Source organism: Marininema halotolerans, from assembly GCF_900116235.1.
GTDB classification, from domain to species: domain Bacteria; phylum Bacillota; class Bacilli; order Thermoactinomycetales; family DSM-45169; genus Marininema; species Marininema halotolerans.
This window is the reverse complement of sequence record NZ_FPAA01000005.1, coordinates 24,621-51,532: the sequence shown is the minus strand read 5'-3', so window position 1 is coordinate 51,532 and position 26,912 is coordinate 24,621. Positions and strand designations below refer to the sequence as shown.

Here is a 26,912-nt window from a genome sequence, read left to right as displayed (position 1 = left end):
AGACACCGAAAACCGTACATAGTTAACCTGCTTCATAAGCGATTGCTTCAACCAACACACTAAACCCTTCTTCTAACTGCCCTGCTTGAACGAGTGCCTGACCTTCCTTCCACTTCTCATCGTTTACCCATGTTGCATAAGGGCAAAGGCGATCGAAACTGTTAACTGCTCGCTCCCATGACCCTTCTTCACCGTAAAACAAGGCTTTCTGGTGAATCGCATAACAAAGCCCTGGACCAATTAGATTTTGTCCATCCTCAAGGGGGAGCGCATCAAATCGTTTAATTTCACGCTGAATGATTTGTTCTAATTCATCATGCGCCTCCATCAACTCCCCCATCTTAAACCGGTAATAACTGTGATACACTTCCAGATGGACTTTGCTCATCATATAATCCATGGATTCAGGAAAGGCCTCTAATGCTTTTGCCATGGCATCCTCTGCTTTAACAAAATGGTCCTTCTCCGCATCCATTTCCGCCATTTCTATCAGGCTTCGGACATAAGCAAAATGTCGATTTTCATTATCGCTCGGCCCCAATAATGAAATACTTTTAAAGAGTTCATACGCCAGTTCCTTTTCTCCACGATTCATTAAGGTCACCGCGATGAGCATTCGAGCGTTTGGTTGATCAAATTCTTCAAAAATGGTATTTGGTAACAAATGGGCAACTTTTAATCGTGCCTCTGCTTGAAGTTCCTCAATATCCAGCATGTTCATCCTCCATCAATCTAGGGGTTCCCCTTTTGTTTTTTTTTATTTTATCATGGACAGGAAGCCATCATCGGGAAGAGGTCACCTGATCATTGCTGGCATCCCCTTCCCGTTGTGGAACAATTTTTTATCATTCAAATTAGCCATTGAAAAACCATACCTATCCAGTAAATTGCATCGACCTCTCCGCAATTCTAGGACATGTTCACCAATTAAGGCTACATACACTATACAAAGTGCCCCAAGCCCTATTTTTACCGACTAATCGAAGAATCGTACTACGCATTGAAGGAGGAATCTTTTTGCAAAAAGAACTTGCACCTGAATTTACTTTACCTACTTTAACCGGGGACACCCTCTCCCTCCGTGATCTACGAGGGAAAGCGGTCTTGCTATCCTTTTGGGTAACATGGTGCCCATCTTGTCAGGTAGATTTACCACAAAAAGAGCGCTTTTTCCGCTCCCTCGATGCTGATCATTTTGCTTTCTACACCATTAATGTTACAGGAAGAGAGGCGGATCCCAGTCAGGTGGAACCCTTTGTGCATGAACACGGATTTCACTTTCCAGTCCTCCTGGATCAGGGGCGCACAGTATACGACGCCTTTCAAATTCAATCCGTACCCACATCCGTGTTAATCGACCCCAACGGAAGAATTGTCGGTCGATATGATGAACAAGTTCCTTTTCTTCATATCGTTGAAGTGATTGGAAATCTGATTTAATAACAAGGAGGTCGTGATGGACTGGTTACAAGCGCTGATTCTAGGGATTGTTCAGGGGTTAACGGAGTTTCTACCCGTCAGCAGTACTGGACACCTTTATTTAGGTCGTCACCTTTTCGGCCTCGATGAGGCGGGGCTATTCTTGGATACCCTGCTACATTTGGGTACACTAATTGCCGTATTGACCGTATATCGTCGAGAAGTTCGTGCGGTGATACGCCATCCCTTTGGACCGCTCGCTCGTCTAACCATGATCGGCACAATTCCAACCGCCATCATTGGCCTTGCCTTTAAAGATTTCTTTGAAGCGATCGCTGTATCAGGGAGTACCATCGGATGGGAATTTTTAGTTACTGGGGGCGTTCTATGGTTCGCTGACACCATAAAAGATCGTGGATACAAAGATCTGTCCGCCATTACCTATGGGGATGCGCTGGTGATTGGTACCTTTCAAGGGGCTGCAATCCTTCCTGCCATCTCTCGCTCGGGTCTTACCATCGCTGCTGCTCTTTTTCGTGGCATTGACAAAGGAACCGCTGCTTATTTTTCCTTTTTCCTATCCATCCCGGCCATTCTTGGTGCATCCCTGCTTTCCATCTTGGATTTAATAAGTGGCCAAACAGAGTCCCTTCCCTTATCCTCCCTGCTTATTGCGACAATGACATCGGCGATAGCTGGCTACTTCGCCATCCGGTGGATGATCCGTCTTCTCCAAGAGGGCTCGTTAAAGGGCTTTGCAATCTATGTGTGGATCTTGGGTCTTATTGTTCTCTTCGCACAAGGAACAGGTCTTTTCTAAAGTAAGGATAAACCAAAGGGAAGAGATCACGAATATTGGGGAGAATAACTGTGTATACACCCACTAGATCGATAATAAATCCATTTGACAAGAGTCTACCCTCTCCCGGCACAATAAGGTGTAAAAGCCGATTTACTTATCAAGGAGGCTGTCTCTATTGATTCCATACAAAAATGATGATTGGACCGATTTCTCTGTTTCGGAGAATCATGAAAGCATGAAAGAAGCCCTCGCAAAAATTGAGGGTGAACTTGGTCGTGAATTTCCTTTAATTATTGGTGGAGAACGAATCGTCACCGAAGACAAACTGGTATCTGTAAACCCTTACCAAAAAGATCAAATCATCGGCAAGGTATCCAAAGCCGATCAAGAACTCGCAGAGAAAGCCATCCAGAGTGCTTACAAGGCCTTTGATCATTGGCGTAAATGGCCCGCCCATATGCGTGCAGACATTCTTTTCAAGAGTGCAGCAATCATTCGCCGGCGGCGCCATGAGTTCTCTGCTGCTATGGTGTACGAATCGGGTAAGAACTGGTTTGAGGCAGATGCAGACACCTCTGAAGCTGTCGATTTCTTAGAGTTTTATGGCCGCCAAATGTTAGAACTGGATCAAGGTAAAACCGTCATCTCTCGCCAGGATGAGAAGAACCGCTACTTCTATCAGCCCATGGGTGTTGGTTTTATCGTACCACCATGGAACTTTCCCTTTGCCATCATGGTAGGGACCACGGTTTCCGCATTAGTAACCGGTAACACAGCGGTATTGAAACCCTCAGAGAAAACCCCAGTCGTCGCCGCTCGCTTTGTCGAGGTTCTTGAAGAAGCCGGCTTACCTAAAGATGTGCTGCAATTTATTCCAGGAGATCCAAAGGTAATCGGGGACTATATTGTCGACCATCCCTTGATTCGCTTTATTAACTTCACGGGTTCCCGTGCAACGGGTACACGCATCTATGAGCGTGCTGCAAAGGTTCACCCTGGTCAAAAATGGTTAAAGAGCGTCGTTGCAGAAATGGGCGGAAAAGACACCATTCTTGTCGACCGTGATGCCGACCTCGACCTAGCTGCTCGGTCCATTGTTTCTGCAAGTTTTGGTTTCTCTGGTCAAAAATGCTCTGCCTGTTCGAGAGCCGTACTCCATCAAGATATCTATGATGAAGTGCTAGCGCGTGTCATCGAGCTTTCTAAGAAGTTAAAAGTAGGAAACCCAGCGGATCATGATACGGATATGGGACCTGTCATCGATGACATCCAGTTCCGCCGGATCCGTGAATACATTGCGATCGGGAAAGAAGAAGGTGAACTCGTCCTTGGCGGTGAAACCGATGATTCTCATGGCTTTATGATTCAACCTACGATTATCGCAGGGGTAAAACCGGATGCTCGTATCATGTTGGAGGAAGTTTTTGGACCGTTGCTTGCCGTAGCAAAAGCCAAAGACTTCGACGAGATGTTAGCGATCGCTAACAATACCGATTATGCACTGACCGGTGCTTTACTTACCCGGAATCGCGAACACATCGATCGTGCACGCCAAGATTTCCATGTGGGTAACCTCTACTTTAACCGCGGTTGCACAGGTTCAATCGTTGGCGTTCATCCTTTTGGCGGATTTAACATGTCAGGAACCGATGCAAAAGCAGGTGGTCCGGATTACCTCTTAAACTTCCTGCTCGCAAAGACCACGACGGAAAATCTCTAAGTCTCCATTACAATCACACACCAAAAAGCAGAGTCGAATCCTTCGCCTCTGCTTTTTTCTAATTACCTATATTCATTTCATCAAACCAGAAAAAGCATGGCTAAGATACAGGTAATCGCAACAACAGCGCCCCCTGCAGTAAAGATGATAAACATTCGTGTTCCCTTATCTTCCAGATGCATAAAGGTAAACAGTTGTACTAACACCTGTCCAATCGCTAGGAGAATGATCATCGGAATCAACCATTTTAAGGGTACAAACCCTGTCGATACGAGGACAAAGGAGGCTGCAGTCATGAGTAACATCCAGACAAAAGGAAAGACATACTTTGCCTCTCCCACCTTTTTCTCTGTCGATTGTACTTTCTTTTGTACCGATGGTTGGATCTCCGCCAACGTATTCGCCCCCTATGGATTGAATATTACGATAATTATGCGGGATTGTACTAATATTTGTCAATAGAAAACCAAAAAATCCCCAAAAGGGGATTTCGTCAACCAATTTCTTCTTCATCACGAATAATGGCTCGAATCAGGTGAATCGGGGATAATTCGCCGCCGGAAAATATGACAGCCCCCCACCGGCGATCCAATAGCCGAGAAGCAATTTGTAATGAGCTCTTGCCTTTTCGTCTCAATCGTAGGGTCTCATCTCGCAACCATTCTAAAAATGCGAGTTTTTGCTCAAGTCCTTGCCGACCCTCAACAATGATTCCCGCATGGGAACAAAAAATGGTTTCCACAGGTAATGCCAACACGGATTGAATCGATTGAATCATCTGATGGATCGATTCACTTTTCAATCCATATTGCAAATGAGGCGCCAGATAGAGATCACCTGTAAAGGCCCATCCCTTTTCTTCCACAATCCATGCAATATGGTCATCCGCATGACCCGGAGTAGCAAGGGAACGTAAAACAAATTTCTCGGTTTCAATGGAGTCTGCTACCCAGCCGCGCACTTTCTCCATCTGTCCCCATACTCGATCACGATATTTCGGTATTTGATAGGGATTGGCTAAGATATCAGCGGTTTTCGCACCCATATAAAGCGGTAACCCCTGCTCTCTCGTTAACCAACCCGCATTACCACTATGGTCTTCGTGATGATGGGTAATTGTTACTGATGCTGGACGGCGTTCTTTGACAAAAGCTTCTACTGCAGAACGCGCATGAATCGGCCCCGTTTCAATGAGTAGCCCATCCAACTCATAAACCCAAATATGAAAATTTTGTCCCCAACATGTAAGCCGACTATGGAGTGCGAATACCTCTCCATGTTGATGTCGAGCAGTAGCAATTGCACTTTTTTTCTTCATAACCCCACCCAATGATTGAATGTTCATTCACAATTTTACCATATCCCATGAACAACCGCACGTGCAAACGAGTCGCTTGTCATCCCTCTATATTATCATTGGGTGCATCTCATTATTTAATTTTTTAAATTTTCCGTTATATTAAATTTGAATGATAAACCATTATTATATACCAAATCATTGTATAATAAAAATGTTTTTCATTTATTTATAAACGATTGACCCTCAATAAAGGAGGACTCATGGTTGAAACCATTGAAAAAAACAAAAAAGACAATCATGCTTTTTCTACTGGGTATGTTGCTACTTGTGTTAAGTATTATCGGTATCTTCTGGTCATCGGTTTCTCAATATGATGACACAGAGCTTCCAACATCTTCTCGCGATGCTGCGATCGTTCTTGGCGCCGCCCTCTGGTCAGATCAACCAAGTCCAGCTTTAAAAGAACGGTTGGAAGTAGCCATTGATCTTTACAAGAAAAAACGCGTTCAAACCTTGATACTTTCCGGTGGCCAAGGCGATGATACGATCAGTGAAGCCGAAGGAATGAAACGGTATTTATTAAAGCATCAGATTCCTGAAGACGCACTTCAATTAGAGAATCGATCAACCAACACCAGAGAAAATTTAATCAACTCCAAATTCTTATTTAAAAAGAATAATATAGATACCATTTACATTGTCACCCATGATTACCATATGAAAAGAGCGTTATCGTACGCCAAACAGAACGGAATCAATGCTTTCCCTGCTGTCGCCCACTCTACCGTACTCTTTACGCCCTTTTGGAAAGCCAGAGAGTGTATTGCACTTGCTAAGGAAGCTGTGCTCCATCCCTAGTTATAAATAAAAGAGTGAAACGGATGTCGTTTCACTCTTTTATTTCTCGTGAATCCTTTATTCATCCGGTAATTGAATGGCTCTATTTGATTCACATCCTTCTCCGTAACCACAACGTATATAGACTACCAACAAATATCGTGGCATGAGACTCTTATAGTCCCCCTGACGAGAATACGCCGTTGTCAATTCTTTATTCCATCCACCTATATTAAAAACTATTTTTTTAGGTAATGCACTTCCTGTCCATATTAAAAGACAAACCACTCTAAGTAACTTAGAGTGGTTTGTCTTTTAATAATTTTTACAATAGCTCACCTTAACTCTAGCAACAGCGTACCCGGGTCTGCTAGGTATCGATTAAGGGTCTGTGTAAAGCGAATGGCATCCGCCCCATCGATCACTGAATGATCAAAGGAGAGGGAGACATTCATCCGCCAACCCTTGGTAAGTTCCCCCTCTTTAATCACGGGTCGCTCTTCGATAGGGTGGATCGCCAGAATTCCAACCTCTGGGGGGTTTATAATCGGTGTTGCCCATTTACCACCCAATGATCCTGCATTACTGATCGTAAAGGTACTTCCTTTTAATTCATCCGCCGTAACCTTCCCTTCCCGGGCACGATCTGTTAGGTTGGTCAATTCCTCAGCTATTTCATGAATACTCTTTTGATCGACCTGCCGCAATACAGGAACAATTAGCCCACGCGGGGTATCCGTGGCAATGCCCAAATCTACCTGACGAATCCGACGTAACACCTGTGTATCTTCTAAAAAATGCGCATTCAATAGCGGGTGATGGCGAAGACTCTGTGTCACTGCCTTTATAAGCATAGGCAAATAACCGAGAGTGTTTCCCGTTTCTTTTATCCGTTGTCTCCAAGCAACTAATCCGTCTACCTGGAGTTCATCAAAATGAGTCGCATGGGGCTTTTGTGTGACAGATTTTAACAAGCGTTCCGCAATAAGTCGACGGGTGCGAGTCAAGGGCTCATCATGATATATCTCATCGTGTTTGGTGGCGAATGTATTTTCAGAAATAAGCGTCCGAGGGGTCGCTAGTCCCTGGGATGAATACGTGTCATTTTGCGAAAGAGATTTTTTTGTTTTTTGCTCAGAAAAACGATGTACGTCCTCCTTCGTTACTCGTCCCTGGGGTCCAGTCCCTTCCACCGAACAAATATCTACCTGGAGTTCCCTTGCCAGACGACGAGTAGAGGGAGCCGCAAGCACCCGTGTTCGTACATCCTTTTTGGTCTTCGGTGGCAATGTAGCAGTGGTTGTCGTTGTTAACGAATCTGAAGGTTCCTTTGACCTGATTTCTTGCGACGCTTCGGTTTTCCCTCCAATGACAAACAAGACCTCACCCACCGGGACCGTCTCTCCCTCTTGCCAACAAATTTCCTTTACGCAACCCGCTGAAGGAGAGGGAAGTTCTACCACAGCTTTATCCGTCTGAACTTCAACCACTGTTTGGTCTTCCTCTACCGTCTCTCCTTCTTTCACCAACCACCGTACGACATCCGCTTCTGCAACCCCTTCTCCCACATCTGGCAAATGAAAATTGACACTCATCTGCACACCCCCTAAAAGGTCATGACGCTATCCAGTGCTTTTCCAATCCGCTCAAGCCCTGGGCGAAAATGATCTTCTAACGCAAACATCGGGACAGGAACATCGTAACCAGTCACCCGCTCAACCGGCGCCTCCAGCCATAAAAACGCTTGTTCATTGATTAAAGACACAATTTCAGCACCCAGCCCGAGGGTACGAGGCGCCTCATGAACCACTACAGCGCGGCCGGTCTTTTTTACCGATTGGATAATCGTCTCCTCATCAAGGGGATATAAGCTGCGTAAGTCGATGAGATCACACGTGATCCCTTTCTCTGCCCACGTCGTAACTGCTTTCTCAGCCACAGGTACCATCGCTCCCCAGGCGATCACGGTCACATCCGTCCCTTCCTGGACCATGCGGGCTTTACCAATCGGGACTTCAAACCAATCTTGAGGGACTTCTTGGCGAAAAGAGCGGTAAATTTTCATCGGCTCCAGATAAATTACCGGGTCCTGATCCTGGATCGCAGCGAGGAGCAGTCCCTTGGCATCATAGGGAGTGGATGGCACGACAACCTTTAACCCTGGTGTATGGACAAATAGCGATTCGGTGGAATCCGAATGTAATTCAGGGGCACGTATACCCCCACCATAGGGAACACGGATCACAAGGGAGGCTGGATACTCACTTTGAGTCCGTGTACGCAACCGAGCAACATGGGTCACAATCTGTTCAAATGCCGGATAGATAAATCCCATAAATTGAATCTCGGCGACAGGCTTTAGACCGTTGATGGTCATCCCTACTGAAGCCCCTACAATACCCGCTTCCGCCAGCGGGGTATCCACCACACGTTCATCACCAAATTGTTCCCATAACCCTTCGGTCGCGCGAAAAACTCCCCCATTTCTACCCACATCTTCTCCTAAGACAACGACTGTCGGGTCGGTCGCCAATGCCGTTCGTAATCCATCATTAATTCCTTGTACAATCGTAAGCTCAGCCATTTTGCTCGTTACCCCCTTCCCATTCATTACGTTGTCGGTGGAGAGTAACGGGCATATCCGCAAATACATGGTCAAATAGATGCGTGGGGGGCGGAGCAAGCATCTCTTCAGCTTCCTGTACCGCTTGATCAATGTGTTCACGACAATGCTTTTCCCATGCTATTCGTTCGGCCTCATCCAATAGGCCTTCAGCTGTTAAAAGTCGTTCATACCGTGATAGGGGGTCTTTTTTTTGGACCCATTCCTCAACTTCCTCCTTCTCACGATATCGAGTCGCATCATCGGCTGTTGTATGTGATCCTTTGCGGTAAGTGACCGCCTCGATCAACGTGGAACCTTCACCTGCACGAGCACGTCTGACAGCTTCTCGTGTGGCTTGATACGTTGCTAACACATCATTCCCATCCACTCTTATGCCTTTAAGCCCATAAGCCGCTGCCCTCTCAGCTACTGTGGGAACTGCCGATTGACGAGAGAAAGGAACACTAATGGCATACCCGTTGTTCTGACAAAAAAAGATCGCAGGTAGCTTGAATACACCTGCGAAATTAAGCGCTTCATGAAAATCACCCTCAGAAGTCGCTCCATCTCCAAAATAGGCTATCGCAACCGACTGTTCCTTTTTTAGTTTTGCCGCCCAAGAAGCGCCCATAGCCTGGGGTAATTGGGTAGCAATAGGAACATAGGGTGGTAAAACCCGGACTCCCTTGGGAGTCCGGTTCCCTTCAACACGCCCCATCCAATAAAGCAAGATATGGGTGAGTGGGAGTCCAGCAACCATTGCCACTCCGTGTTCACGATAGCTTGGGAAAATCCAATCCTCTTGTGATAAAGCAAGCGCACTTCCTACCTGGGCCGCCTCTTGCCCCTCTAATGGAGCATATGTACCGATTCGTCCCTGGCGTTGAAGAATCACCGACCGGCGATCAAAATGCCGAACCATGGCCATCCAATGATAAAAAGAGAGCTTTTGATCCTCCGATAATGATTGCCATAGAGAATTTCCCTTTGCAGTTAATCGACCATCCTGATCCAAGCATGGAGAATCCATTTGTTCTAACGATTGCACCACCCAACACCCTCCTTAGCAAACCAATTATCCACCAAGCAGAATTCGCTTTAAGTCTGCCACTTGATGCAAACGCTCCAATACGAGTTGGTCAGCTGCACGACAAGTAGGCAAATTTTCTTCCTTTGATAAGCGATAGATTTTGAGTAGCATATCGTAGATTCCCTGCGTTTTCTCCATGACGCGTTCATGTCGATAACCCTTTAATTCATCGGCTACCTGGATCAGTCCACCTGCATTAACTAGGTAGTCAGGTGCATAAAGAATCCCCTGATCATGTAATCGATCACCATGTCGATCCGTAGCAAGCTGATTATTCGCTGAACCCACAATTGCGCGACAATTTAATTCAGAAAGGGTACGATCGTTCACGACCCCTCCCACAGCACATGGAGCATAAATATCACAGACTTGCCGATGGATCTCATTCACATCAACAGCCTGAACCTCATCAGGGTATTGCGCTTGCAATTCTCTTGCCCGATCAGCATGAATATCCGCAACAAATACCTTTGCTCCCTCTGCTACTAGTTGCGCAACCAACCGACCTCCTACTTTGCCGGTTCCCTGGATCGCAATTTTTTTCCCTTGTAACTCAACGCTCCCCCATAAATGAAAAACGGTGGCGCGAAAGCCTTGCATTACCCCAAAGGCTGTCGGAATAGCGGTATCCCCACTTCCTCCATGACTAACGGGTAAACCAACGAAGGACTCCGATTCTCTAGCTGCATGGACAAAATCCTCTGGCATCGTCCCCATGTCTGTCCCTGTAAAAAAACGCCCATTTAATCCACCCACGAAACGACCAAGTACCCGAAACATCTCTGGACTTTTGTCCCTCTCCGGATGCCCAATAATGACTGCCTTCCCTCCACCAAAATCAACATCCGCTAACCCACACTTATAGGTCATTCCCTTAGAAAGGCGAAGCACATCATCCAATGCTGCTTGCGTACTTTCGTAAGGGACCATCCGACAACCACCCAGTGCCGGTCCCATCGTTGTATCATGGATGGCGATGATCGATTTTAAACCACTGGTTTTGTGTTGGCAAAAGATGACTTGTTCATGCCCTGATTCTTCCATCAGATGAAATATATCTTCCATCATCGCACCTTGTCCAGACTTTCGTTTGGGTTTCATACCCATCGCCGTCTCTCTAAGATGTCCATCGTTCAAGACTTTCATCGCGCCACCATCCCTGTCCTGAGAAGTTACAAAGCACTTACCCAAGCAAAGCGATAATGATCCTTACCATCACGAACTAAGTCAGTGAACCCAATTATTCACCACGATATTGGGGAGGGCGTTTTTCTACGAAAGAAGCAATCCCCTCGAGAAAATCTTTGGACTTCCCTGCAATTTCTTGTACTTGCGCTTCATATTCCAACGCCCCTGCGATATCCGTATCCATCGCTTTATAAATCGCACGTTTGGTTAATCCAATGGCACGAGTAGGTCCTTGGGCCAGTCGCTTAGCAAAAGCAAGGGTCTCTTCCAAAAGGCGATCATGGGGTACCAATTGATTGGCTAATCCAATCTGTACCGCTTCTTCTGCACCGACGTCACGACCCGTCATAGCTAATTCCATGGCACGACCCACGCCAACGAGTTGAGGCAGGAACCAGCTAGAGCCACTATCCGGAGCTAAACCAATGCGGACAAATGCTTCAACAAACTTCGCCCGATCCGAAACAAAACGCATATCACAAGCCAAAGCCAAGCTACAGCCCGCCCCTGCCGCTGCTCCATTTACTGCTGCAATAATCGGTTTTTCCATCTCGGTCATTGCCAAAATTAAGGGATTGTACCGTTTACGTACACTGTCTCCCAAGGAAGGAGAATCCCCTTGTACTTGTATAGCAGCGGGATCACTCAAGTCCTGTCCGGAACAAAACGCTTTACCTGCACCAGTGAGCACAACCGCACGCACTTCTGGATCCTTAGCAACATCCTTAAATGCTTTCAATAGGTCCACATTGAGTTGTGTATTAAAGGCATTAAATAAGTGGGGACGATTCAGCGTGATAACGCCTACACCATCTTCCTTTGTTAACAGTACCGTTTGTTCCACTTGTGTATTTTCCATATTCATACCTCCTATAGGTTACTTTCCTTGAAAATGGGGCTTACGCTTTTCAACAAAGGCATTCATACCTTCTTTTTGATCTTCCGTCGAGAAGAGAAGATAAAATAACTTCTGCTCATAATCTAAGCCATCAGCGATCGTCGTATCAAAGGATTTGAGTACGGATTCCTTTGCTAGTTGGACAGCAGCAGGTGCTTTCGATGCGATTTGCTGACACAGTTTCATCGCTTCAAGTTCGACATTTTCCACAGGAACCACGCGATTGACCAATCCTACATGTAGAGCTTCTTGGGCAGTAATTGGACTTCCCGTCAACACGATTTCCATCGCACGAGCTTTTCCAACCGCCCGAGTAAGCCGTTGTGTCCCACCGGCTCCAGGGATTATACCAAGATCGATCTCTGGTTGACCAAAACGCGCATTTTCTGCGGCTACGATCATATCACAAGCCATGGCTAGTTCGCATCCGCCACCGAGTGCATACCCTACCACCGCTGCCACGATTGGTTTTTTAATACGACGAAGGCGATCCCAATCCGCAAATTGGTTCGATAACATAAGCTCTGCAGAAGTAGCCGTTGCCATCTCTCCGATATCTGCACCTGCAGCAAATACCCGATTGCCACCGGTAAGTAGGATGCATCGAATCGTTGAATCGCGATCAAAGGCTTCGAGAGCTTGAACCAACTCCGAGATCAAACCCGTATTCAGGGCATTTAATACTTTTGGACGATACAACTGTATTCGCCCGATTGCCCCCTCACGACTCATTTGTATAGATTGATATTCCAAAAATGCTCCTCCTCTCGCTTGGATAAAGGTAAGCGCTTTCAAGGTATGCCATAATTATCAGTCTGTTAAGATTACGGTTTCTATTTTATCAAAACAAGCGCTTGTTTGTCAGCCTCACTGTTTCCCCTATGAACTAAAGTAACACTATGCGAGCTTTGGAAGATTTCTGTTGTCAAAACAAAAAAAAAGCCCTTTACGGGCTGTCTTTAGGAAACGTGAGCACTCGTCTCATGAAGACATGATTCACATACAATTTTCGATTTAAAGTAAAAAAGCTTCTCCGCAGACTCGCAAAAAATACAACTCGGATTATACTTTTGTAGGACAATCGCATCATTATGAACGAAAATCTCCACACCATCATGAGGGTGAATATTCATTGTATCTCTCAATTCCTTCGGTAAAACCACTCGTCCTAAGTGATCGACTTTCCGTACAATACCAATCCCTTTCATACCGTATCCCCCACTCTTTCGTTAATTGGTGTCAACGGGAGAGTCGGCATTCCAATCACGAAGGGGGTGTTATTTTTATGGAGTATTTACTTTATCCTCAATATTTGGTGAAGTTTTCGGGGAGGAAGTTTCCTCCCCACTACTGGCTTGTTCATCAGCCTGAGTGGGGGGGTCTTCTCCTTTATCTTCATCTGAGGATGAAGCAGGTGGTTCTGTGATTGCAGGTGGTTCAGTTGTCGCGGGGGGATCTGGCACAATCACCGGATCCTCAATCGGGAGAGATGGAGTGGTCGGAGATCCATCCCCATTTGTATCCTCACTCGGTTGATCCCCTGGAGATCCTTCAGTGGAGTTATGAACCCCATTCCCATCACCGCTATGGCTTCCACCATCTTTAGATTTTCTAGCGTCACCATCATGCAATTTCCGATCTTCTTCCAGCCAGTTCGTCCAGTCTTGGTCGGATGGTGGATGGCGCAGGACTGGGGAAAGGTCTACTTTTTTCATTAGTTCCGAAATCGACATATTAGACAATTCTTGAATGGAGAGATCTTCTCCATGACGTCGAGCTACGAGTCCCACAGCATACTTCACTGGCGAAATCCCATTCTCTTCTGCTTCTTTTTTCAACACATTAGGGAGCGGGAGCGTATACATATCGAGCTTTGTATCGCTTAATCCCGGTGTATCCTTCACTTCATTCTTGATCAAATCAAGTGTTTGACCAGAGGATGATTCCTTATCCTTGTCAATCTGTGAAATCATTACCCGTTCCTTATGATCGAGGTAGCGTGCTCGCTTTGCACGGTTAAGGACTTCAACCACCACATCCTTCACCTCGGCACCTTTCCAATCCATTCCTTTTACTAAACGCTTCGCAGCAGGATTTAGCGCCCGCAGCTTAACTACTTCTCGATCCTTATTCACACCCAACTCCAAACTCGGGTTTAAGTCAATATACACATAACTAGCAGCATGTGCCTCTTCGGTTACCCATTGTGGGAGTAGCCACATAAACAACATTAATGCTGCTACGGTTACGCCCCCTGTTATCCACGCCGGGCGACTGAGCCGATTCATCCAAGTCTTTCCTTCGTTTTGCAATTGAAAGGTGAATTCATCGCCTAGATCTACATTTCTCCCGTTTCGTGGCACAGTGAGAAACTGCCCGTCCGGTGTCATCACGACACACTTCTTGGAACCTACTTCCATGACAATTCCCCGTTGCACATCAACCACCTCCTTTCTTATAAGTTGGTAAGTCAAGATATTGTCGAAGAAGTGGCAAATCCTCTACAAATACAAGAACTAATGCCGTTAGGTACATGCGATGTCTCTTAATCGTACGTGGATGACAACCTAACCGCTTCGCAAAATCCTTCCCGATCTTCTTTTTGTTCATAAAACCCTCGTAAAGTTCCTTATCGGCAATAATCGCCTTTGCCATATCCAGCATGTCACGACGGGTATCTTTGTGTTTGGGAGAAGATTTGACTAAATCGGTTAGCTTAATATCATAGCGTTCAATTAACTTTGTAAACTGAACAACCTCAAAACGGGTCATATCTCGTCTTTCATCTTCCCGATATTGGTCAACAGAATGTTTGACAATCTCAGGACTAATCGAGTCGTTTTCAGTTGTTCCACGTGGTGCGATTGCTGATTGATTGGTAGCATGTTTTTGTTCTCTTCTGTAAAAGTCTGTTAACCGTCGTTGTATGACCATATAAGAAAAAGTGAGGAAGGTCGATGGTTGCCCCTTCTCAAAACGTGTAATCGCCTCATCAAAGCCTGATAATGCGATTGAAAATTCGTCATCCTGAGCCGTAATCTGTCGATGACAGATGCGGGAAGCAATTTTAGTGATGTATAATTTGTACTCACTGATTAAACTTTCCCGCTCCCCGGATGATGGATCAGACTGAGCTAGCAATACACGTTTTTCAATTTTTTGCTTATGCTGGTCTCGATCACCGTCCCCCGGATGCAATGCCGACACCTCTCCCTACTCTATAATTCGTAACACCGTTGTATTTTCTGTCCGTTTTTAACGATCTTTTTCCTCCATTCCTTCATCGTTCAAATTACATAGGTTGATCTACCACGACGAGGTCAATTATGGTAATCATTCCGACTATCCGTCGGGATCAATTTCATAAGCATAAATTTGCCATAATTATATCTTCCTCAAATCCAGGACAGGTAAGTTATTCTCTTATTATAAGGTTCAAGTTAGTCAATAGAAAGGAATTTCTAAGCAAAAAAAGCCCAATCCTTTTGGATACAGGCTTTTCCAATTAAAGTAAAGGATATTTCCATCTGTTGGAAGGGATTATTCTGCTTCGTTTTCTCTACGAACTTCTTCTACAGCCTTAGGATTTTCCAACGCTGATAAGTCGCCAGCTTCTTGACCTGTATAAGCTGATTTTATTACCCGACGCAGGATTTTCCCATTTCTAGTTTTGGGTAATTCAGACACCACATGAATTTTACTGGGGCGTAAAGCTTTCCCTAAATGATCTCCAATCATATCCATTAATTCCTTAACTAAAACTTCATCCCCTGAATCCCCCGGTTTTAGAACAGCAAAACAAACAGCAACTTCTCCCTTAATCGGATCAGGAACTCCGATCGTGGCCGCTTCCAAAACCCGCGGATGATCCACAAGTACGGATTCCATTTCTGCTGGCCCTAGCCGCTTACCGGCAATTTTTAATGTATCGTCGGATCGACCGGTGATATACCAATAGCCCTCCTCCTCTGCATGAACCCAATCACCATGGACCCAAGTCCCTTCCCAACGACTCCAATACGCTTTTTTATACCGTTCAGGATCCTTCCAAAATCCGTGGGTCATTCCTACCCAAGGGTGTTTCATCACCAATTCACCCACTTCGCCGCGAATGGGTTTCCCATGTTCATCAACCACTTCCGCATCCATTCCCGGCATGGGACCGTTAAAGGAACAGGGTGCAATCGGTTTCATCAAATTACTAGACAAAATCCCTCCCGAGACCTCTGTTCCTCCAGAATAATTCCAGATCGGGACTTTCCCTTTTCCTACATGATCAAATAACCAAAACCAGGGCTCTGGATTCCACGGCTCCCCTGTTGAACCAAATGCTTTTAGGGAGGATTGGTCATGCTTATCGACCCACGTTTCACCAAACTTCATCAAGGTTCGAATCACCGTCGGAGAAATCCCCATATGACTAATGCGATGGTTCTCAACCAATTCCCACAGGCGGTCAGGCTGTGGATAATCGGGTGTCCCCTCAAATAGAACCATGGTGCTCCCATTTAGAAGTGCTCCAAATACCATCCAGGGCCCCATCATCCAACCCATGTCTGTCATCCAAAATAACGTATCTTCTTGCTTTAAATCCATGCCATAACCGGCATCAAAAGCTGCTTTAATCGGAAAGCCTGCATGGACATGGACCGTGCCCTTAGGTCTTCCGGTGGTACCCGAGGTATAAATGATCATAAAGGGCGTATCCGCATCGGTTATTACACTTGAAAGCGTTTTCTCTTTATGGATCACGTCTTCCCATTTCACGTCTCTTTCATGAACGGGAATCTCTCTACCTGTACGCTGAACAATGATCACTTTTTCTACACTTGGAGAAAGGTCTGCCGCTCGATCCGCCTCTTCTTTCATCTTCACGACTTTTCCACGCCGCCAGAAACCATCCGCAGTAATGAGCACCTTTGCTTCACAGTCCTTTAGGCGGGTTGCCACTGCTTCCGCGCCATAACCCGAGAAGCAAGGTGTAAATATTGCGCCAATTCGCGCTGTGGCCAACATAGCAATCACATTTTCTGCAATCATAGGCAAATAGATCGCTACTCGATCACCAAAGGTTACACCCAGCTCGCTAAGCCCCTGAGCAAACCGTGCTACCGTTTCTCTCAGTTCATGATAGGTCCATTGCTTTACCTCTCCACCATCCCCCTCTGAGATAATCGCCAATTGATCCTTCACCTTAGGATCATCTGCCCAGCGATCTAAACAGTTGGTAGCAACATTCATTTTGCCATCCACAAACCATTGCGGCCAAGCAAATCCCTTTGATAGATCTAACACCTTTGAGTAAGGTTGATCCCACTGTAGCTTTAGATCCCTTACAACTTCATCCCAAAACCAAGCAGGATCCTTCACTGATCGTTGATAAAAGTCATCATACTCCTCAATACCATTTTTCATCATTAATCCGTACATTCGCATCTTTCGGACTTGTTCGTCCGCGGGAAACCACGCTGCCCTTTGCATCGGCCCACCCCGTTTATATGAAGTTTCTACCTCATCTATTTTAAATGGCAACCTCGTCTAGGTCAAAAAGCTTTAAAGAGAGGGATCATATTTGGGTGTGTTTGTACCTTTCACTGCATTACAACTTATACTGCTTTCTGTATTTATACCAGACAGTGGTAAGATCAAAGGCCGGGCTATTTTCTTTCCTAGTGATGGGGTACAATAAGGGACACGGAAAGAAAAGGACGGTGCAGGAATGATGGACAAACAATACCTTAAACGAACCATTTTAAAAGGCGAAGTGGAAAGTACTCTTCTCAATGAAACACGGCCTTTCCAAATCTATTTGCCACCCAATCACGATGAAAATGCATCCTATCCGGTTCTTTACCTGCAGGATGGAGATGATTATTTTAACTTGGGTCGTCTAGCCACCCAAGCCAACCGAATGATCCTTGATGAAGAAATCCATCCCTTTGCTGCTGTCGCCCTTCCCGTCGATAAAAGCAAACGCACCTCAGAATATGCGCCAATCGGTGATTGGTTTGATCACTACTTGCAATTTTTCACAGAGGAACTTTTACCTGCTATTGAGGAAAAATACCCTGTTTCAACGCATCCAGATGATCGAGTACTCGGTGGCTCCTCCTTAGGTGGTACCGTCTCCTTACACCTCGCTCTTCAGTACCCACAGGAATTTCAACGTGTACTCTCCCAGTCTGGCGCATTTTTAGAGCAAACATTGGATAAAATTGGTCAATCGGGCTCGCTTGGATACCTTGAGATCTATCAAACCATTGGTAAGTCAGAAACAGCCGTCCCAACCCATATGGGAAATTTAGACCTACTCGCCAGAAATCGCGAAGTTCATCGCGTGCTGTTAGAACGGGATGCCCACGTGGAGTATTCGGAACAAGAGGGCGACCATACTTGGGGTTTTTGGCAACGAGATCTTCCGATTGCCTTAACATTTTTCTTCGAAAAATAACTAACAAAAAACCACGCCTCGTCGATTTAGACGCGGCGTGGTTTTTTTAGTTCCAAGGTAATTGATCCAAAAGCATGTCCACATTGTTGATGGGTTGACCATCTTTTGCACTTTCTTCGTACAATTCCAGCATCAACGTTCCATTGACCGGCATCTTACTGAGAGGAATCCTCACTTTTTTGCTAAATGCACCCCACTCGGGTCCTCCAGCAGAGGCCATTCCATATCCCTTCGCTAAGTAATTATGGCCATCACTGATTGCGTAGTGGTAGACCCCTTCAAATACGCGTGCTTCCCCTTTAAATGAGTAGGTTACCTTTGGATCATTAATTGCTATCTTTTTAAAGGCACTGTTCGCCTCACTAAACTTTCCTTTCTTTAGTGACAACGTTAGTTTATTGATCGCTGTGCCATCTTTCATGGACTCTTCATAGATCTCAACTTTTAATGTCTTCTTCATCGCCGATGGACTTTTCGGTAATGTAATAACCTGTTTAAAATCTCCCCACTCGGGTGCTCCAACCGACGCTGTGCCAAATCCGTTGCTTATTATTTTCTTACCATCCTTCACCCGGTACAGATAAGTCCCTTCCCATACACGTGCTTTTCCGGTGATTACATACTCTACCGATGGACTCCCTTTACTCACATTACGAAAGGCACTGTTTTCCTTCGCCCATGTTCCATGGGCATCAAACGTAAACCCCAAAACAACTACCATCAGCAACACCAACATCCCCACACGAACGCGAAACATGGATTTGCCCCCTCCATTAACATAGCATGAATGATTTACCACTTTAAGAGTTTCCCTGTCAGTCCCTCATAACGACCCCAATACATCCAATTTTCCACAAAAATAAAAGGACACCTTCTTTTCAACCGATTACCGTATCCCTTTACCCAATCTCTCGGTTCCAGGAACCTTTATTTATAAAAAACCCATTTTAACACATGGTTAAAAAGGGTTTCGCAAATGTTGATACAATCGCATATACTTAACTTCCATATTTTGATCAAATCCATTATAACAAATAGCAAGTTTGAAAAATACCTCAGCATATTTCTTTTGTAGTAAAGAGTTGTTTTTCAACAAACTGGCCACCTCTTCAAAATAAAGGAGGGCATTTTCGTGATGATTCACTTTATACATATAGTCCCCTATGTTAATAAGTAATTCAATATAAATCTCCCCTCTATATTCTTCTTTTTGACATATCTCCTTTGCCTTCTCATACAAAATTTTAACTTCATTAATTTTATTCTGTTTTAACAACAATTCACCTAAAGAAAGGTAGGACTCAATGGTCTTTGATATGTGCCTATTTACCGGTGGGGAAATTTGAATGACATATTGAAAGATTCTTTCAGCTAGTTGCAATTCATTCATCCCAACATAAATATCCCCTAACAGCACACTAATCTCTAAATACTTATCCATATAAGAGCAACTCAGTGCGTAACCCAATGCGATTCTCGCACTTTTTACAGCTTCTTCAAAATGTTTTTTCCTACATTCTGATTTTGCTTTTAAATGATACACACCGGTTTTGTTTTTATCGACCATTTGATCAATATTATCAATCAAATATTCAATCAATCGGTCCGCTTCAACATATCTCTGTAATTCGTCTAAATACGTTGCTCTTCGGAAAACACATTCCCAATAAACCGTTCGTCGTTGATAGGGAGGTTCACCCTCTTGATTCGCCGAAACAAAATAATGAAGAGCTTCATCGATTTCTTCTAATGCACACTCAGTATCTTCCTTTTGTTGATAGATCATATCACTAATCAAATGATGACATAGACTACGCAGGTTTAAATACCTATACTCTGAAAATTTAGTTGAATATTCAATGGATAAACTTAGTTCTTTCTCAGTCCGATCACAATTACCCTGAAGATAAAAATATAGACCTCGAATATAATGATAATAAATCATATATCCACTGTTCCTATCGAAATCTAATCGATCAAGTTCATTAATAACACCTGAATCCACCTTAAGAATGGATTCAATATGGATCTTATGTTCAATTGCTTCAAATTCGGCCTCAATTCTTTGCCGCTGTTCTTTATCTTCCTTGATCATCCCAAGCTCATCAAGATTCACTTCGATGGCATTTGCATAAAGGGAGAGGTATCGCAGGTATTCACTATTGTTTCGCCCAATTTTTGTTCCTTTTTCTAATCGACTCAATTGGGTACGATCAATCCCACTAATTTTTTGTGTTTGTTTTAGTGTGAGTCCTTTTTCTTTTCGACGATCTCGAAGGTTTTGACCAATCTTCGTGCGTGTAGAAAGATGTAAATGCTTTATTGTGTCCATCCTTTTTCTTCATCCTTACTATTAATCGACTTCTCCATCAATTGTAGGTGATGTTTTGTATGATTGTCCAAGCCCCACGGAAAAATATCCTCCTACATTTTTGTGAGATAGGATCCAAATTTATCTCATGATGCACAGATGATCAAGTTTATTTCCCCACTAAACTTGATCAAACGCATTCTAAAAAAATAACAAAAACAAAGAAATGAGATCAACCATGATATCCATATCATTTCTCAAATCTTTGTTTTCATCTTATAAAACTTTCGTTATATGATATTGACACCTTCAATAATTAATATGCTATAGTATATTAATTATTATTTAATCAAGAAACCCCAGTCGTGTCGCAGCTTAGCCAACATCCTCTTACCCGATCAATTACCATATATTATATGACAAAGCGCGAGGAATTTTACTCTTCTTTTCCGAATGAATATAGTTCCGCAGGTTGTACGAGCACTTTCCCTTTTCCATCAAAGGAGAGTTGGAAGGTCTCACCAGAGGATCTCCCAAAGAGTGTTTTTAGATTGAAATCCGTCTTCATTCTGGGAGAGAGATCCGCCGTCCAGCCAATGACAGCGTTGGGATCAACGACAACAGGAGTATCCAGTGCAATTGGAGCACCATGGGAACTAATCGCTACAAAACCATGTCCGGATAACCGACATGTAAAAACGCCACCAGAGGCGATGCCTGCACCACGCATGACTGAAATATCCCAGTCAACCGTCTGTTCAAAAGCAAGCAGATGACGTCCCTCGATGAATAGCGACTCACCGGTTAATTTTAAAATCGTGATATCTGCCGCATTATCTGCTAAAAAAAGATCACCATTGCCTGTTGCTTTCATAAGGGGAAATCCTTCACCAGTTAATTTCTTTTTCATCCATTTTCCGATGCCACCCGATGTGCTCGCAAATGAAATGTTCCCTTGATAAGCGATCATGCTTCCTGCACGACAAAAGACCGAATCAGTAACATGAATTTTTAGTGCCTTTGGGTTTTGTAACACAAAGGATTCTGAAGCAGTTACTTCCTCTGATTTTTCCAATAAGTGCTTTAAGCTTTCAGCCATAGTAGCCTCCAGCCTCCTTTGAGTGAAAATTAAATTTTTAATAAAAAGAAGGAATCGCCGCCTCAATCTGCTAAACTATCTGGCAGGATTAGACGACGAATCTCCTAGAAACTAGCCATTAACAATATTTTTCGTATGCGCTGGTCAGGTTGGCTGAGATCTCTTCCAAGCTACGACCTTCAATTTCATGTCGTTGTACCATGTGTACCAATTGCCCATCTTTCAAGAGGGCGAAGGATGGCGACGATGGTGGATAGCCAGTGAAATACCCCCTGGCTTGTTCAGTTGCTTCACGGTCTTGTCCAGCAAAAACGGTATACAGATGATCCGGCTTTTTATCATTTTCTAATGAGTCTGCGACAGCCGGACGAGCCAAACCAGCAGCACAGCCGCATACGGAGTTTACAACTACGAGGGTCGTGCCTTTAGCCCCTTCACCTTCTAACGATTCTTTTACCTCTTCAGGGGTTGTTAATTCTTTCACACCAATGCGCGTCAATTCATCTCGCATCGGTTGTACCATCATTTGCATCTGTTGAATATAAAAATCCTGTGCCATTAATATCCCTCCTTCATATTAATTGTATCCTATATGAAAACCCCACGTCCACTTGTCAATATGGATCAATACTACCACGGACCAAGCAAACTGTATAAAAGGAGGCCGCCCTGTGGACATAACAACCTACCTAGCTAGAATCGGAGTTTCAAGGGTATCCACTCCAGATTTACCCACACTCTCTCGATTAATCCAACACCATCTCTACACGGTCCCCTTTGAAAACATTGATATTCATGAGGGCAAGCCAATACACCTCCATGCAGAAACCATTGAAGAAAAAATTATTCATCAACGACGAGGCGGCTTTTGCTATGAGTTGAATAGTGTATTTGCAACTCTTCTTGGCCATTTAGGTTATCAAGTTTCCCTTGTTTCTGGACGAGTGCGCACGGCATCAGGAGGATTTGGTCCTGAATACGATCACATGGCTTTGCTCGTCCATATGGAGGAAGACCCTTATTTAGTCGATGTTGGATTTGGCGATAGTTTCCGTTCTCCCCTTCCCTTATCGGGGGGAAAACGCAAGGATGTAAGTGGTTTCTATCGGATCCGCCACCGATCCAGTCCTCATACGTACGCCTTAGAAAAGAGAAACGGACAACGATGGTTACCCGAATACCTCTTTACCACTCAAAACCGCAGGCTTATGGAATTCGAAGGAATGTGTATCCATCAACAAATATCCCCTACCTCCATCTTTCGCCAAAAGTTTTTATGCACAATGGCAACACCCGGAGGAAGGCTGACGATTTCTGATCACCATTTCACCATTTCGGAGCGGGGGCATGTTCAAAAAATTCCTATTCAGCCCGCAGAACGAAAAAAAATGATTGCACGTTGGTTTCAAATGGAGTATTAATGTCCTTGTCAAAACACAGCCAGGTTTTTACCTGGTTTTTTCTTTTGCACGTGTTCTTCGGAGTATAAATCCATACAAATGAGCACATCCTCGAAAAGATACCATTTCCCAAAAAGAAGGTGATCCTGTGACAAACTCTGATCAACAACCCAACCGACCACAGGAAACAACAAGTAGGCACCTTATTTCCTTTGGTTGGATGCTTCTCTTCACGGCAATTTCCTTTGCGCTTGTCAAGATGGAGAAATTCTCCCCCTCCGTTACCTTTTTCTTTATCGTTGTCCTTGCTTTTATTCAACTGATTCTCCAATTAGTCACTTTTATGCATTTGGATCGAAGGCATCAATTACCCATTCTATTTATGTCGAGTGGCATTGGCTTTAGTATTATTATCGCTGTGGGCATGTGGTGGCTGAGAGGATAATATTTCTATTCGTGAAGCGGGTAACCGTAGGTAAAAAATTTTTATCCCAATTTTGTTTCTATTCCCTTGATGAACGGGTAAATACTCCTCAACTTCAGCGAACTATACAATCGATCAAAAGCGACTCACTCGCATTTGTATGACCCCATTTACATTGGTTGAGGAGGTTCTAGCATGCTTAAACGTACATTTGGTAATTTGCAACAAATCGGACGTTCTTTAATGTTACCAGTGGCAATTCTTCCTGCTGCTGGTCTTTTGCTAGGAATTGGTCATGCAGCAAAGATCCCCTTAATGGAACAAGCTGGTGGCATTATCTTTAGTAACCTTGCCCTTATTTTTGCAATTGGTGTAGCGATTGGCTTGACGGACAATGAAGGATCTGCTGGATTAGCTGCTGTCGTCGGCTTTTTAATTATGTCGCAAACGATGGGAATACTCGCGCAAAATGCCCATATTAAAACCGATATGATCCTTGGCATAAAAACAATGAATATGGGTGTCTTTGGCGGCATCATTATCGGTTGGATCGCCGCCTTACTCCATCGCCGCTTTCACGATATAAAACTGCCGCAATTTCTCGGTTTCTTTAGTGGCCGCCGATTTGTACCAATTATTACTGCCATTGTTGCCTTTATCCTTGGAATCGTATTTTTCTATGTATGGCCTCCTATCCAACAAGTGATTGATTCCCTGTCGGTGATTGTCACAAAACAAAATACAGCTCTTGCTGCCTTTATCTTCGGATTAATTGAACGATCGTTAATTCCCTTCGGCTTACACCACATCTTCTATGCTCCCTTTTGGTATGAGTTTGGTACATATAAAAATGCCGCCGGAGAAATATTCAAGGGCGACCAAGCACGATTTTTTGCGGGGGATCCAACAGCAGGTACCTTCCTGAGTGGGAAATTCCCGTTCATGATGTTTGGGCTTCCTGCTGCAGCCCTGGCTATGTACCATGAAGCAAGGCCCGAGAAAAAGAAACTAGTCGGAGGCATTATGCTCTCTGCTGCCTTAACCTCCTTTCTCACAGGAATCACCGAGCCAATCGAATTCTCCTTTCTCTTTGTTGCTCCTCTCCTATTTGCCATTCACGCAGTTTTTGCAGGAATCTCCTTTATGGTCCTCGATCTTTTGGGTGTCAAAGCGGGGTTGACCTTCTCCGGGGGGATCATCGATTACTTTCTCTTTTTCACCCAAGACACAAAGCCCCTTCTCATTATTCCAGTAGGGCTTGTCTTTGCCGTCATCTACTACTTTGGCTTTCGATTTGCTATTCGCCGCTTTGATCTTAAAACCCCAGGGCGAGAGGATCCCGATGAAAAAGATGAAGAATCAAACATTCCCTTGGAAGATGATCTAGCATATCACGTGTTAGATGCCTTTGGGGGTGCTGATAATATTGATAAGCTTGATGCATGTATTACACGTCTGCGTATTCAAGTAAACCAGGCTGATCGGGTAGAGAAGGATCGCTTAAAACGGTTAGGGGCGACGGGTGTACTTGTCTATGGAACCAATGTACAAGCGATCTTCGGCACCCAATCCGATTCTTTAAAAGAGCAGATGAAGGACATCATCCGCGGAAAGGCCCCACGAAAAAGAGAAGAATTAGTGAAAGAAGACCCGCAACCCGTGGTTAATGTGACCGATGGTCGCTACGATGTCGTTGCGCCAATGAGCGGAAAGATTCTTCCCCTTTCTGAGGTACCCGATGAAGTTTTCTCCAGTAAGATGATGGGCGATGGATTTGCCATCGAACCAAGCGATGGCATTGTGGTTTCTCCCGTCGATGGGAAAATCGTTAATATTTTTCCCACCAAACACGCGATTGGCATTCGAGCAGAGAATGGGATGGAGATCCTCCTTCATATCGGGATCGATACCGTGCAATTAAAAGGAGAAGGGTTCGAGCTTTATGTGGATCAGGATGATATCGTGACAAAAGGACAAAACCTTCTTGCCGTCGACCTAACAATCATTCGCAAGAAAGCAAAGTCGATTGTAACGCCTGTTGTCATTACCAATATGTCCGAAGGAGAAAAACTCACCCTCCTTCAAGAAGGGGCCGTGGTGAAGAAAGGTGAAGGGGAGATCCTCACGATTACCACATCTTAAACCCTGATTGTTTCCCCTCGGATCAGATGGCTATTTTCGCTGTCTGATCTTTTTTATTTATGGATAGTCGAACAAAAAATCGGATACGGTAACCATGGAGATTAAAATGAGGGGGTGCATCACGATGACCCGAATCACTCGATTTGAAAAAGTGGATAAAAAGGAAACGCAGTATATCAATGAAATGGACACGTTATTAAAAAAACAGATCGCAAAATACCCAGTAGGACATACCCTTAGAGATGCTCATCCTAAGCATCTTGGATTATTACAAGGCCAGTTTACGATACGAGAAGATCTCCCCCCTGAATTGCAAGTAGGCATCTTTCAGCCTGGGCAAACCTACCCCGTATGGGTTCGTATCTCCAACGCAAGTGGGCGTGTCCAAACGGACGATAAAAAAGACATTCGAGGGTTTGCTATTAAGTTAATGGGGATCGATGGTGAAAAATATCAATCCGATGAATCAACTACCCAAGATTTTGTCTTACTTTCAACGCCGACCATTCCCTTTGGTACTGTGAAGTTGTTTCGCGATGCCATCTATTACACGTTGAAATATTCACCTCTTCTTTTTTTGTTGCGAATGATCTTTCAAGGAAATTTGACTAAAGTGCAGGAATTGAATCACGCTCGACAAAACCACTCCTCTCCCTTTGACATCCGTTTTTGGAGTACGACCCCTTATCTTTTTGGTAGGGATCAGGTTGTCAAATACTCCCTACGACCCACTTCTTCTTATCAAAGCCAACTACCTGACACCCTTACTAAAACCTATTTGCGAGAAAATATGGAGAGACACTTGTCAAAAACCGATGCCCGGTTTGACTTTATGATTCAATTCTCAAATGATCCTCAAACCATGCCGGTAGAGGATGCAGCCATTCATTGGTGTGAAGAATCGTCTCCCTTTATCAAGGTGGCAACGCTAACGATCCCACAGCAGTCCTTTCGTACCACTGAGCGGGACAACTTAGCTGAAGAATTTTCATTTTCTCCTGGCCATGCGCTGATAGAACACCAACCCATCGGCGGCCTCAATCGCGCACGGACTGAAATCTACCAACGAATTTCGCGCTTTCGCCATGAACGAGATCAACGCGATCAGACAGAACCGACCCCTCAAGATTTTTTTTAATATTGATGATGGACATACCGTTCCAATGGAACGGTTTACTTAATTATGATTATTTTTTTTGTTGCGAAAACTAACAGGATTAGTTTTA

26 protein-coding genes are annotated in these 26,912 nt (G+C 44.4%); 9 read left to right on the top strand and 17 right to left on the bottom strand.

The genetic code is table 11. The annotated features are described in order from the left end of the window. Positions 1–22 precede the first annotated feature (22 nt). On the bottom strand, positions 23–715 hold the full coding sequence (locus CHX35_RS07635; RefSeq protein ID WP_091836273.1) for a hypothetical protein: 693 nt from the start codon (positions 713–715) through the stop codon (positions 23–25). A gap of 302 nt (positions 716–1,017) precedes the next feature. Here CHX35_RS07635 and CHX35_RS07630 point away from each other — a divergent pair, with 302 nt between their 5' ends. From CHX35_RS07630 to pruA, 3 genes are all read left to right on the top strand, one after another. Then, positions 1,018–1,440: a TlpA disulfide reductase family protein gene (locus CHX35_RS07630; RefSeq protein ID WP_176391961.1), complete on the top strand. Its 423-nt coding sequence runs from the start codon at positions 1,018–1,020 to the stop codon at positions 1,438–1,440. Positions 1,441–1,456: 16 nt separating this feature from the next. Further along, the gene (locus tag CHX35_RS07625) at positions 1,457–2,239 is read left to right on the top strand and encodes an undecaprenyl-diphosphate phosphatase (RefSeq protein WP_091836269.1); all 783 of its coding nucleotides are present in this window, start codon (positions 1,457–1,459) and stop codon (positions 2,237–2,239) included. A 148-nt stretch (positions 2,240–2,387) separates the two neighbouring features. Beyond that, positions 2,388–3,941: an L-glutamate gamma-semialdehyde dehydrogenase gene (gene pruA, locus CHX35_RS07620; RefSeq protein ID WP_281252071.1), complete on the top strand. Its 1,554-nt coding sequence runs from the start codon at positions 2,388–2,390 to the stop codon at positions 3,939–3,941. An 80-nt stretch (positions 3,942–4,021) separates the two neighbouring features. Here the strand turns inward: pruA and CHX35_RS07615 are convergent, their stop codons facing one another. Together CHX35_RS07615 and CHX35_RS07610 are read right to left on the bottom strand one after the other, a co-directional pair. Further along, complete coding sequence (locus CHX35_RS07615) at positions 4,022–4,336, bottom strand: cytochrome C oxidase subunit IV family protein (RefSeq protein ID WP_091836265.1); 315 nt, start codon at positions 4,334–4,336, stop codon at positions 4,022–4,024. A gap of 98 nt (positions 4,337–4,434) precedes the next feature. Further along, the gene (locus CHX35_RS07610) at positions 4,435–5,259 is read right to left on the bottom strand and encodes an MBL fold metallo-hydrolase (RefSeq protein ID WP_176391960.1); all 825 of its coding nucleotides are present in this window, start codon (positions 5,257–5,259) and stop codon (positions 4,435–4,437) included. A 246-nt stretch (positions 5,260–5,505) separates the two neighbouring features. Here CHX35_RS07610 and CHX35_RS07605 point away from each other — a divergent pair, with 246 nt between their 5' ends. Further along, positions 5,506–6,099, top strand: a complete 594-nt coding sequence (locus CHX35_RS07605; RefSeq protein ID WP_091836261.1) for a YdcF family protein — start codon at positions 5,506–5,508, stop codon at positions 6,097–6,099. 314 nt (positions 6,100–6,413) lie between these two features. Here CHX35_RS07605 and CHX35_RS07600 read toward each other — a convergent pair whose 3' ends face one another. The 10 genes from CHX35_RS07600 to CHX35_RS07555 form a co-directional block, all read right to left on the bottom strand. Further along, positions 6,414–7,673, bottom strand: coding sequence for a dihydrolipoamide acetyltransferase family protein (locus CHX35_RS07600; RefSeq protein WP_091836260.1), 1,260 nt, complete (start codon positions 7,671–7,673; stop codon positions 6,414–6,416). 11 nt (positions 7,674–7,684) lie between these two features. Then, on the bottom strand, positions 7,685–8,662 hold the full coding sequence (locus CHX35_RS07595; RefSeq protein WP_091836258.1) for an alpha-ketoacid dehydrogenase subunit beta: 978 nt from the start codon (positions 8,660–8,662) through the stop codon (positions 7,685–7,687). Further along, a complete protein-coding gene (pdhA, locus tag CHX35_RS07590; RefSeq protein ID WP_342743117.1) occupies positions 8,655–9,734 on the bottom strand; it encodes a pyruvate dehydrogenase (acetyl-transferring) E1 component subunit alpha in 1,080 nt (359 codons plus the stop codon). Before pdhA ends, CHX35_RS07595 begins: the two co-directional genes overlap by 8 nt. A 24-nt stretch (positions 9,735–9,758) precedes the next feature. Continuing rightward, positions 9,759–10,919: a Leu/Phe/Val dehydrogenase gene (locus CHX35_RS07585; RefSeq protein WP_217895874.1), complete on the bottom strand. Its 1,161-nt coding sequence runs from the start codon at positions 10,917–10,919 to the stop codon at positions 9,759–9,761. Between the two features lie 94 nt (positions 10,920–11,013). Beyond that, entirely contained in the window at positions 11,014–11,805 is a 792-nt protein-coding gene (locus CHX35_RS07580) for an enoyl-CoA hydratase-related protein (protein WP_091836694.1), read from the bottom strand. 33 nt (positions 11,806–11,838) lie between these two features. Continuing rightward, positions 11,839–12,612: an enoyl-CoA hydratase-related protein gene (locus CHX35_RS07575; protein ID WP_176391959.1), complete on the bottom strand. Its 774-nt coding sequence runs from the start codon at positions 12,610–12,612 to the stop codon at positions 11,839–11,841. A 206-nt stretch (positions 12,613–12,818) separates the two neighbouring features. Beyond that, a complete protein-coding gene (locus CHX35_RS07570) occupies positions 12,819–13,067 on the bottom strand; it encodes an AbrB/MazE/SpoVT family DNA-binding domain-containing protein (protein ID WP_091836256.1) in 249 nt (82 codons plus the stop codon). 75 nt (positions 13,068–13,142) lie between these two features. Further along, the gene (locus tag CHX35_RS07565) at positions 13,143–14,297 is read right to left on the bottom strand and encodes an anti-sigma-I factor RsgI family protein (RefSeq protein WP_091836254.1); all 1,155 of its coding nucleotides are present in this window, start codon (positions 14,295–14,297) and stop codon (positions 13,143–13,145) included. A 1-nt stretch (position 14,298) separates the two neighbouring features. Next, a complete protein-coding gene (locus tag CHX35_RS07560; RefSeq protein WP_176391958.1) occupies positions 14,299–15,057 on the bottom strand; it encodes a sigma factor in 759 nt (252 codons plus the stop codon). Between the two features lie 342 nt (positions 15,058–15,399). After that, a complete protein-coding gene (locus tag CHX35_RS07555) occupies positions 15,400–17,340 on the bottom strand; it encodes an AMP-binding protein (protein WP_091836250.1) in 1,941 nt (646 codons plus the stop codon). 238 nt (positions 17,341–17,578) lie between these two features. On the opposite strand from CHX35_RS07555, the gene CHX35_RS07550 reads away from it, so the two are divergent. Continuing rightward, positions 17,579–18,310 (top strand): alpha/beta hydrolase, encoded by a 732-nt coding sequence (locus CHX35_RS07550; RefSeq protein WP_091836248.1) that lies wholly within the window; start codon positions 17,579–17,581, stop codon positions 18,308–18,310. Between the two features lie 46 nt (positions 18,311–18,356). Here the strand turns inward: CHX35_RS07550 and CHX35_RS07545 are convergent, their stop codons facing one another. From CHX35_RS07545 to CHX35_RS07530, 4 genes are all read right to left on the bottom strand, one after another. Beyond that, positions 18,357–19,067 carry a Gmad2 immunoglobulin-like domain-containing protein gene (locus CHX35_RS07545; protein ID WP_091836246.1) on the bottom strand — a complete coding sequence of 237 codons (711 nt, stop codon included), beginning with the start codon at positions 19,065–19,067 and terminating at the stop codon, positions 18,357–18,359. A 201-nt stretch (positions 19,068–19,268) separates the two neighbouring features. Next, a complete protein-coding gene (locus CHX35_RS07540) occupies positions 19,269–20,642 on the bottom strand; it encodes a helix-turn-helix domain-containing protein (RefSeq protein WP_091836244.1) in 1,374 nt (457 codons plus the stop codon). 415 nt (positions 20,643–21,057) lie between these two features. Continuing rightward, positions 21,058–21,720 (bottom strand): AIM24 family protein, encoded by a 663-nt coding sequence (locus CHX35_RS07535; RefSeq protein WP_091836242.1) that lies wholly within the window; start codon positions 21,718–21,720, stop codon positions 21,058–21,060. Positions 21,721–21,838: 118 nt separating this feature from the next. Then, complete coding sequence (locus CHX35_RS07530; RefSeq protein WP_091836240.1) at positions 21,839–22,279, bottom strand: BrxA/BrxB family bacilliredoxin; 441 nt, start codon at positions 22,277–22,279, stop codon at positions 21,839–21,841. A gap of 112 nt (positions 22,280–22,391) precedes the next feature. On the opposite strand from CHX35_RS07530, the gene CHX35_RS07525 reads away from it, so the two are divergent. The 4 genes from CHX35_RS07525 to CHX35_RS07510 all read left to right on the top strand — a co-directional run bounded on the left by CHX35_RS07525 (position 22,392) and on the right by CHX35_RS07510 (position 26,824). Beyond that, positions 22,392–23,141: an arylamine N-acetyltransferase family protein gene (locus CHX35_RS07525; protein ID WP_176391957.1), complete on the top strand. Its 750-nt coding sequence runs from the start codon at positions 22,392–22,394 to the stop codon at positions 23,139–23,141. A 127-nt stretch (positions 23,142–23,268) separates the two neighbouring features. Then, the gene (locus tag CHX35_RS07520; RefSeq protein WP_091836236.1) at positions 23,269–23,565 is read left to right on the top strand and encodes a cytochrome C oxidase subunit IV family protein; all 297 of its coding nucleotides are present in this window, start codon (positions 23,269–23,271) and stop codon (positions 23,563–23,565) included. 174 nt (positions 23,566–23,739) lie between these two features. After that, positions 23,740–25,686, top strand: a complete 1,947-nt coding sequence (gene ptsG / locus CHX35_RS07515) for a glucose-specific PTS transporter subunit IIBC (RefSeq protein WP_091836234.1) — start codon at positions 23,740–23,742, stop codon at positions 25,684–25,686. Between the two features lie 124 nt (positions 25,687–25,810). Further along, positions 25,811–26,824 carry a catalase family protein gene (locus CHX35_RS07510; protein WP_091836232.1) on the top strand — a complete coding sequence of 338 codons (1,014 nt, stop codon included), beginning with the start codon at positions 25,811–25,813 and terminating at the stop codon, positions 26,822–26,824. Positions 26,825–26,912 lie beyond the last annotated feature (88 nt).

What these genes read in the sequence shown, in the direction of transcription:
- CHX35_RS07635 (WP_091836273.1), bottom strand. Translation starts at nt 715, where the DNA reads ATGCTGGATATTGAGGAACTTCAAGCAGAGGCACGATTAAAAGTTGCC.
- CHX35_RS07625 (WP_091836269.1), top strand. Translation starts at nt 1,457, where the DNA reads ATGGACTGGTTACAAGCGCTGATTCTAGGGATTGTTCAGGGGTTAACG.
- CHX35_RS07610 (WP_176391960.1), bottom strand. Translation starts at nt 5,259, where the DNA reads ATGAAGAAAAAAAGTGCAATTGCTACTGCTCGACATCAACATGGAGAG.
- CHX35_RS07600 (WP_091836260.1), bottom strand. Translation starts at nt 7,673, where the DNA reads ATGAGTGTCAATTTTCATTTGCCAGATGTGGGAGAAGGGGTTGCAGAA.
- CHX35_RS07595 (WP_091836258.1), bottom strand. Translation starts at nt 8,662, where the DNA reads ATGGCTGAGCTTACGATTGTACAAGGAATTAATGATGGATTACGAACG.
- CHX35_RS07585 (WP_217895874.1), bottom strand. Translation starts at nt 10,919, where the DNA reads ATGAAAGTCTTGAACGATGGACATCTTAGAGAGACGGCGATGGGTATG.
- CHX35_RS07570 (WP_091836256.1), bottom strand. Translation starts at nt 13,067, where the DNA reads ATGAAAGGGATTGGTATTGTACGGAAAGTCGATCACTTAGGACGAGTG.
- CHX35_RS07555 (WP_091836250.1), bottom strand. Translation starts at nt 17,340, where the DNA reads ATGCAAAGGGCAGCGTGGTTTCCCGCGGACGAACAAGTCCGAAAGATG.
- CHX35_RS07550 (WP_091836248.1), top strand. Translation starts at nt 17,579, where the DNA reads ATGATGGACAAACAATACCTTAAACGAACCATTTTAAAAGGCGAAGTG.
- CHX35_RS07545 (WP_091836246.1), bottom strand. Translation starts at nt 19,067, where the DNA reads ATGTTTCGCGTTCGTGTGGGGATGTTGGTGTTGCTGATGGTAGTTGTT.
- CHX35_RS07540 (WP_091836244.1), bottom strand. Translation starts at nt 20,642, where the DNA reads ATGGACACAATAAAGCATTTACATCTTTCTACACGCACGAAGATTGGT.
- CHX35_RS07535 (WP_091836242.1), bottom strand. Translation starts at nt 21,720, where the DNA reads ATGGCTGAAAGCTTAAAGCACTTATTGGAAAAATCAGAGGAAGTAACT.
- CHX35_RS07530 (WP_091836240.1), bottom strand. Translation starts at nt 22,279, where the DNA reads ATGGCACAGGATTTTTATATTCAACAGATGCAAATGATGGTACAACCG.
- ptsG (WP_091836234.1), top strand. Translation starts at nt 23,740, where the DNA reads ATGCTTAAACGTACATTTGGTAATTTGCAACAAATCGGACGTTCTTTA.
- CHX35_RS07510 (WP_091836232.1), top strand. Translation starts at nt 25,811, where the DNA reads ATGACCCGAATCACTCGATTTGAAAAAGTGGATAAAAAGGAAACGCAG.